Annotated in this window: 6 protein-coding genes; all 6 read left to right on the forward strand. The window is 64.4% G+C overall.

Annotated elements, in window-relative coordinates; all coding sequences use genetic code 11:
- A partial coding sequence (locus EN914_RS22290; RefSeq protein ID WP_127389262.1) for a DUF1513 domain-containing protein occupies positions 1-866 on the forward strand: 866 nt, incomplete at its 5' end.
- A gap of 95 nt (positions 867-961) precedes the next feature.
- Complete coding sequence (gene tsaB / locus EN914_RS22295; protein WP_024503454.1) at positions 962-1,639, forward strand: tRNA (adenosine(37)-N6)-threonylcarbamoyltransferase complex dimerization subunit type 1 TsaB; 678 nt, start codon at positions 962-964, stop codon at positions 1,637-1,639.
- A gap of 83 nt (positions 1,640-1,722) precedes the next feature.
- Complete coding sequence (gene rimI, locus EN914_RS22300; protein ID WP_024503455.1) at positions 1,723-2,217, forward strand: ribosomal protein S18-alanine N-acetyltransferase; 495 nt, start codon at positions 1,723-1,725, stop codon at positions 2,215-2,217.
- 21 nt (positions 2,218-2,238) lie between these two features.
- Complete coding sequence (locus EN914_RS22305) at positions 2,239-3,039, forward strand: 1-acyl-sn-glycerol-3-phosphate acyltransferase (RefSeq protein ID WP_024503456.1); 801 nt, start codon at positions 2,239-2,241, stop codon at positions 3,037-3,039.
- 113 nt (positions 3,040-3,152) lie between these two features.
- Positions 3,153-4,523 (forward strand): tRNA (N6-isopentenyl adenosine(37)-C2)-methylthiotransferase MiaB, encoded by a 1,371-nt coding sequence (gene miaB / locus EN914_RS22310; protein WP_244506962.1) that lies wholly within the window; start codon positions 3,153-3,155, stop codon positions 4,521-4,523.
- Positions 4,524-4,606: 83 nt separating this feature from the next.
- Positions 4,607-5,540, forward strand: a 934-nt coding sequence (locus EN914_RS22315) for a PhoH family protein (RefSeq protein WP_245497834.1), incomplete at its 3' end; no start/stop codon positions are given.

Raw genomic sequence — 5,540 nt, forward strand, 5'->3', positions numbered from 1 at the left:
GCTCGGTGGTCTTCGCGCGCCAGCCCGGCACCTTCGCCGTGGTTTTCGACCATTCGGGCCGTGATGCGCCGCTGACCATCGCCAGCATCGCCGGCCGGCATTTCTTCGGCCACGGCGTGTTCTCGGCCGACGGTGCGCTGCTCTATGCCACCGAAAACGACTTCGACAACGCCGCCGGCGTCGTCGGCGTCTACGATGCGCGGGCGAAATTCAGCCGTGTCGGCGAGTTCCCGACCTATGGAATGGGTCCGCACGAGCTTCTGCTCCTGGGCGATGGCAGGACGATTGCGGTAGCAAATGGCGGCATCGAGACCCATCCGGATTACGGCCGCGCCGAGCTCAACATTGCGACCATGAAGCCGTCCTACGTATTGATAGACCGCGTCACCGGCGACCTCATCGAGAAGCACGAATTGCCGGCCGCACTGCATCAGCTGTCTATCCGCCACATGGACACAGATCCATCCGGGACCGTCTGGTTCGGCTGCCAGTACCGGGGGCCGGGCACCGATCGTCCGCTGCTGGTCGGTCGCGCCACGCGCGGCAAGGATCTGCAACTGCTCGACATGCCGCAGGACGTTTTGTCGGGCTTCCGCAACTACATAGGCTCGGTCGCCGCCAATCCGGCTGCCGGCACGGTCGCGGTCTCCTCGCCGGAAGGCAACTCGCTTGTCGTGCTCGATGCGGCCAGCGGCCGGGTCGTCGCGAACAGCGCGCTGGTCGAGGTCTGCGGCGTGGCACCTGACGGAACCGGCTTCATGGCCACCACCGGCGCTGGCGAGATCGTCGAGGGCAATGGTGCGACACGCTCCGAACCGGACTATGTCTGGGACAACCACATGCTGCGCATCGAGCAGGCCGCATAGGCCACAAGCGAAGCCGCTTAACGAATTATGCACTATCCCCTTGCGGTGGCGGGCCGTGGCGGGCACAGGGAATTGTCTTTCGAACCGGTTGCTTCATGAAATTGCTTGCCATCGACTGTGCCGCCAACCTCTGCGCCGCTAGCGTCTATGACGGGACGGCGAAGCGGGAGCTCGGCCGCTCGGTGCTCGATCTCGGCAAGGGCCATGCCGAGCAGCTGATGGCGGTCATCGCCGAAGCGCTGGAGGCAGGCGCAACCGACTATGCAGGTCTTGGCGCCATTGCCGTGTCTGTCGGCCCCGGTTCCTTCACCGGTCTGCGGGTCGGCGTCTCGACCGCGCGTGGCCTGGCGCTGGCGCTGAAGATACCGGCAATCGGAGTGACGACACTGGAGGCGCTGGCTGCCGAAGCAGCGACGGCATTTCCCGGTCGCGCCGTGCTGGCGGCGCTGGATGCCGGCCGTGAGGAGATCCACGCGGCCTTTTACGACGAAAGGTTAGTATTGACTTACGGTCCGGCCGTGGCCACGCTGGCCGACGTGGTGGCAATGGCGATGGCAACGTCTCCGGTGCTTACCGGCACCGCTGCAGCGCTCATCAGTGCATCGGCCGGGCGCGAATTCGATGTCGGCCCTCGGACGGCCACCGCCGACATTGTCACCTACGCTCGCCTGGCTGCCGCCAACGGCGCGGGCGAACGGCCGAAACCACTCTATCTGCGCGGCGCCGACGCCAAGCCGCAGGCCGGGTTCATTCTTTCAAGGATCAGACCATGATCCCGAAAAGTGGAAGCCGGTTTTCACGGACAACGGTTCCCGTTTGTCCAGAGATCATGGTCAAACAAGAAAACAAAGATTAGATGCGCATACCTTTTCTCCAACCACGCCGCCGGGACTATGCGCTCGAGCCGCTGAGGATCGCCGACAGTCCGGCGGTCTCGCTGCTGCATCGCGAGGACTTTGTCCGCCCCTGGACCGATGGCGAATTTGCCGCCTTGCTCGAACAGGACACCGTGTTCGGCTATGCCGCGCGCGAAACCGGACAGGGCTCCAAGCCGCCCGTCGGCTTCGTGCTGGCGCGGCTTGCGGCAGGCGAGGGCGAGATCCTGACCGTCGCGGTGGCGCGATCGCATCGCCGGCAGGGGCTGGGCTGGCAATTGATGGACGCGGTGTTGCGCGAACTGCACGCGCAGCGCGCCGAAGCGCTGTTCCTCGAGGTCGACGAGACCAATGTCGCGGCGATCGCGCTTTATCGCCGGCTGGGCTTCCGCGAGGTCGGCAAGCGGCCGAATTACTACAGGTCGGCCGAACACGGACCGACCGGCGCGCTTGTCATGCGCCGCGATCTTCGCTAGCGAGACGGCCGGGATGGGGCGATGATCAAGAAAATCAGGATTTTCCTGGCGCTGGGCCTCGTTGTCGCCGGTTCGCTGGTCCTCGTGCCGTTACAGATACTGTCGATGAAGACCGGCTGGTGGCCGGAAACCTTCATCCTCAAGATCTGGCACAGGCTGATCATCAGGGCGCTCGGCATGCGCATCCATGTCAAGGGGACGCTGTCCGACAAGCGCCCGCTGCTGGTTGCGTCCAATCACATCTCCTGGACCGACATCATGGTGCTCGGCTCTTTTGCCGACGTAAAATTCATCGCCAGGGCTGATATGGAAGGCTGGCCGCTGATCGGCATGCTGTCGAAGCTGCAGCGTACCGTGTTCATCGAGCGCGAGCGCAAGCGTTCGTCGGGCGACCAGGCAAGCGAGATTGCCAGCCGCATGGCCAAGGGCGATGCGATGGTGCTGTTTGCCGAGGGCTCGACCGGCGACGGCAATATGGTCCTGCCGTTCAAGAGCACGCTGTTCGGCGCCGCCTCGATGGCGATTTCGGAAGGCGCGGCGGAACAGGTGTTCATCCAGCCGGTGGCGATCGCCTATACGCGTCTGCACGGCGTGCCGCTCGGCCGCCGGCATCGCCCGCTTGCCGCCTGGATCGGCGATGAGGATTTGATGCCGCATCTCAAGGTATTGCTCGCGGAGGGCGCGCTCGACGTCGAGGTGCATTTCGGCGAGGCAATCACCTTTTCCAAGGGTTCGAGCCGCAAGGAGACGTCGAAACTGATGGAAAGCCAGGTGCGTGAGATGATGCAGGCGGCGCTTGCCGACCCGCGGCCGAGCCGCTAGCCCCGGCATGCCCTTGCTGGCGCGGGCCGAGAATCGTCTGTTTTTTGTCACGGAAAGGCGTTAGAAGCCGCCTTATGGACTTGAACACGATAGAAAGCGACGACATCGGCACTATGGCTGGACAGCCGGCAGTGCTTTCCACGGCAGCGAGAAAAGTCTTCATCAAGACCTATGGCTGCCAGATGAACGTCTATGATTCGCAGCGTATGGCCGATGCGCTGGCTGCCGACGGCTATTCCGCGACCGATGCCATTGGCGAGGCGGACCTGGTGCTGCTGAACACCTGTCATATCAGGGAGAAGGCGGCCGAAAAGGTCTATTCCGAGCTCGGCCGTATCCGCGACATGAAAGCCGAGCGTGCCCTGGCCGGCCGCGAGATGCTGGTCGGCGTCGCCGGCTGCGTGGCGCAGGCCGAAGGCGCCGAGATCATCCGCCGTTCGCCGGCCGTCGACCTGGTCATCGGCCCGCAGACTTATCACCGGCTCCCCGACGTGCTGGCGCGGGTGCGCGGCGGCGAAAAGATCGTCGAGACCGACTACGCCATCGAGGACAAGTTCGAGCATCTGCCGCAGCCCAAGCGCGCCGAGGTCATCAAGCGCGGCGTCACCGCCTTCCTCACCGTGCAGGAAGGCTGCGACAAGTTCTGCACCTTCTGCGTCGTGCCCTATACCAGAGGCTCCGAAGTTTCCCGGCCGGTGGCGCAGATTGTCGCGGAGGCTGAGCGCCTGGCTGAAGCCGGGGTGCGCGAAGTGACGCTGCTTGGCCAGAACGTCAATGCCTGGCATGGCCAGGGCGAGAACGGCCACGAGTGGGGCCTTGGCCGCCTGCTGTTCAGGCTGGCCGAAATCCCCGGGCTGGCGCGTCTGCGCTACACCACCAGCCACCCGCGCGACATGGATGACGAGCTGATAGCGGCCCATCGCGATCTGCCGTCGTTGATGCCCTATCTGCATCTGCCGGTGCAATCAGGCTCCGACCGCATCCTCAAGGCGATGAATCGCCGGCACACGGCGAGGGATTATCTGGCGCTGCTCGACCGTATCCGCACTGCCCGGCCTGACATCGCGCTTTCCGGCGACTTCATCGTCGGCTTCCCCGGCGAGACCGAGGCGGATTTCGAGGCGACCATGGAGCTGGTGCGTCAGGTGAATTACGCCTCGGCCTTCTCCTTCAAATATTCGCCGCGTCCCGGCACGCCAGGCGCCGAAATGGCCGATCATGTGCCGGAAGCGGTCAAGGACGAGCGCCTGCAGAGACTGCAGGCTCTGCTTGTGAAGCAGCAGCAGGACTTCGGCTTGAGCCTCGTCGGCAGCACCATCGACACGCTGATCGAGAAGCCCGGCCGCCAGGCCGGCCAGAAGGTTGGCCGCTCACCTTGGCTGCAGCCGGTTATTGTTGATGAAAAGGCCGGCGAAATCGGTGACATTATCCAAGTGCGAATCACGAAGACGGGCTACAACAGCCTGTTCGCCGAATTGGCCTGAGGGTCTCGGCAGATGAGGAGAGACGGTTGAGCGCAGCAGAGCTGAAGAACCTGCCCCCGGTACCGGCATCTGGGGCTTCTGACATGGCGCACATCGTTCTGACTTTCGACAACAACAAGCTTGCCAGCGCCCTTTATGGTCAGTTCGACGAAAACCTCGCCCGGCTCGAGCAGAAGCTTGGCGTCGACATCCGCTCACGCGGCAACCAGCTGACCATCAAAGGGTCCGCTTCTGCCGCCGAGCAGGCGCGCCGCGCCCTGGACAATCTTTACGGCATTCTCCAGAAAGGCGTCGATATCGGCCAGTCCGACGTTGACGGCGCCGTGCGCATGGCGATTGCCGCCGACGATCAGTTGACCCTGCCAACGCTGGAACGCAAGGGCAAAGTCTCCGCCGCCCAGATCGCCACCCGCAAGAAGACGATCTATGCCCGTTCGCTCAACCAGGACGCCTATATGCGGGCGCTGGAACGGTCGGAACTGGTGTTCGGCATCGGCCCGGCCGGCACCGGCAAGACCTACCTGGCGGTGGCGCACGCGGCGATGCTGCTCGAGCGCGGCATGGTCGAGCGCATCATTCTCTCGCGGCCGGCGGTCGAGGCCGGCGAGCGGCTGGGCTTCCTGCCCGGCGACATGAAGGAGAAGGTCGATCCCTATCTGCGGCCGCTCTATGACGCGCTCTACGACATGATGCCGGCCGACAAGGTCGAGCGCGCCATTGCCGCCGAAGTGATCGAAATCGCGCCGCTTGCCTTCATGCGCGGCCGCACGCTGGCGCATGCCGCCGTCATCCTCGACGAGGCGCAGAACACCACGCCGATGCAGATGAAGATGTTCCTGACACGTCTGGGCGAAAACTCGCGCATGATCGTCACCGGCGATCCGACCCAGATCGACCTTCCCTCGAACACCAAATCGGGCCTGGTCGAAGCCTTGCGGGTGCTGGACGGCGTGGCGGGCGCGGCTACCGTGCGCTTCAACGACGGCGCCGGGGTTTGCCATCCGCTGGGGGCGGGAA

The sequence above is a fragment of the Mesorhizobium sp. M7A.F.Ca.CA.001.08.2.1 genome (genome assembly GCF_003998455.1).
Classification (GTDB): Bacteria; Pseudomonadota; Alphaproteobacteria; order Rhizobiales; family Rhizobiaceae; genus Mesorhizobium; species Mesorhizobium ciceri.

Coding starts and splice junctions, on each gene's coding strand:
- miaB (WP_244506962.1), top strand. CDS start 3,153: ATGGCTGGACAGCCGGCAGTGCTTTCCACGGCAGCGAGAAAAGTCTTC.
- EN914_RS22305 (WP_024503456.1), top strand. CDS start 2,239: ATGATCAAGAAAATCAGGATTTTCCTGGCGCTGGGCCTCGTTGTCGCC.
- tsaB (WP_024503454.1), top strand. CDS start 962: ATGAAATTGCTTGCCATCGACTGTGCCGCCAACCTCTGCGCCGCTAGC.
- rimI (WP_024503455.1), top strand. CDS start 1,723: ATGCGCATACCTTTTCTCCAACCACGCCGCCGGGACTATGCGCTCGAG.